Consider the following 1,725-nt stretch of genomic DNA (forward strand, 5'->3'; position numbering starts at 1 on the left):
AAATAAAAAAAGGGGACGCCCTAAAATAGCAGGGCAGGTAAGAGAACCAAACGGACGTATATCACGTGCAAAAGCACTGCGTGAAGCCGTTGATAAATTGGCAATAGAAATGCGTGCAAAACGCTTTGGTTTAACGCTACAAGAGGCAAAAAATCCACTCTCTGGGTCTTATATAGGGCGGCTTTGCTTGCAAGGCGTGCTTACTCAAGAGCAATACGACACCGCCCAGCAATATCTACAGATAAGGAATAATTACCTTTGCGCAAAAGGCTTGCCTAATGCAATTTATGACGAAATGCCATCATCATCTGATGATAAGGCAAGAGATAAATGGGTAGAATTTGCAACAGAGCAGTTTATAAACACGCAAGAGGCACTAAAAGAAGCCCAATGCCTCTATAGACAATATAACCTTTATGCAGCGCTACAGTGCCTCGTTATAGAAGATCAAACATTATCATATCTTGTACCTTCATTACGTATAGCTCTTAATGCGCTTCAGAAACATTTTGATCGTAAATGACAATCTCTATTACGGTTTCATTATATCATATATCGTTGGTAAGTCTCTGCAAAATCTAGCGACTTGTTTAGTGTTTTCATAATCACCGGTGCTCACGTCAGATACTACAACTATCATTTGTGTTTTGGGGCTAATGCCAGTTCCAGTCGAATTACTAAGAAATTTTTTTGCATAATAAATCATTGGATTTTTGCTGTTATTGGATTCGTTGTATGCCCACATAAAATCTCTTTCACTCCAATTATGTTCATAACGTAAACGACTTATTACATTGGGTAGCATTGCCCATGACATTTCTTCATTATACTCACCCCGCAATAAATTCACAAAGCGTCCACATAAAATAACGAATACGTGACGATGCAATACAGGATCAAATTTGGAAGGCATCTTATGATGGCCACGGCTGTATACAAATTCTTGTGCTTGGCTTAGCTTATTAAAATGCGTAAAGCCAGTATATTCTTTACTCGCGTATTTGTCGTAAAGTTGATTATACTTCTCTATAGTATCTACACTTGTAAACATACGCGTCAATTTGTCTATAAATCCAAATGACGCTGATGCAGGTAGCGCTGATATAGAAAAGAAAGCTATAAATGTTATGATGCGTGTTATGGATAATGATTTCATCATTTTGAACCCTTAATTATTCATAAGTGCTGTTTAACTGATTCCCTTTGAAATTATCAATATGTGTTATTTTTATGTTGACAAAGTGTAGCAAATCGTATTTAATGACATTACTGTACTTAGGCGTATTGTGTCTAGAGAGGGAAATGTACAGTTCAAAATCCCCGCAAATGCGGGGTTTTTTATTATCTGGAGGGTGTATTTTATGACATCACAAAATACAGAACAGATTTCTCAAACAAAGAAAAAATATAAACCCCCTAAGGCAGGAATGGGGCGTGTCAAAGGTGTACCCAATAAGAATACACGCCTTTTGAAAGAGGCTATTCTTAAAGCTGCTGAATTGGCAGGCAATAAGTATGGGAAAGAGGGATTAATCTCTTATCTCGAAAAGCAGGCAATAAGATGCCCTGCGGCTTATTTAGCGTTGCTTGGGAAGGTGTTGCCCTTGCAAGTGACGGGGGAAGATGGGGGCGCGATTAAGATCATAGGGCGTGTAGAAATTGCTCCTTTAACAATGAATGACGACAAGACAGATTAAGATTGTACCAAAACTTATACCGATTTTT

The 1,725-nt window shown here is 38.1% G+C and carries 3 protein-coding genes; 2 read left to right on the top strand and 1 reads right to left on the bottom strand.

What is annotated here, in order from left to right:
• Positions 1-523 (top strand): hypothetical protein (locus ACFIL8_RS09890; RefSeq protein WP_375682181.1); only part of this gene is annotated, 523 nt, incomplete at its 5' end.
• A 9-nt stretch (positions 524-532) separates the two neighbouring features.
• Here ACFIL8_RS09890 and ACFIL8_RS09895 read toward each other — a convergent pair.
• Entirely contained in the window at positions 533-1,159 is a 627-nt protein-coding gene (locus ACFIL8_RS09895) for a hypothetical protein (protein ID WP_006590334.1), read from the bottom strand.
• A 202-nt stretch (positions 1,160-1,361) separates the two neighbouring features.
• Here ACFIL8_RS09895 and ACFIL8_RS09900 point away from each other — a divergent pair, with 202 nt between their 5' ends.
• On the top strand, positions 1,362-1,697 hold the full coding sequence (locus ACFIL8_RS09900; RefSeq protein WP_375613768.1) for a hypothetical protein: 336 nt from the start codon (positions 1,362-1,364) through the stop codon (positions 1,695-1,697).
• The last annotated feature ends 28 nt before the right edge of the window (positions 1,698-1,725 follow it).

It is taken from the genome of Bartonella sp. AP57NXGY (genome assembly GCF_042195805.1).
Taxonomy (GTDB): domain Bacteria; phylum Pseudomonadota; class Alphaproteobacteria; order Rhizobiales; family Rhizobiaceae; genus Bartonella.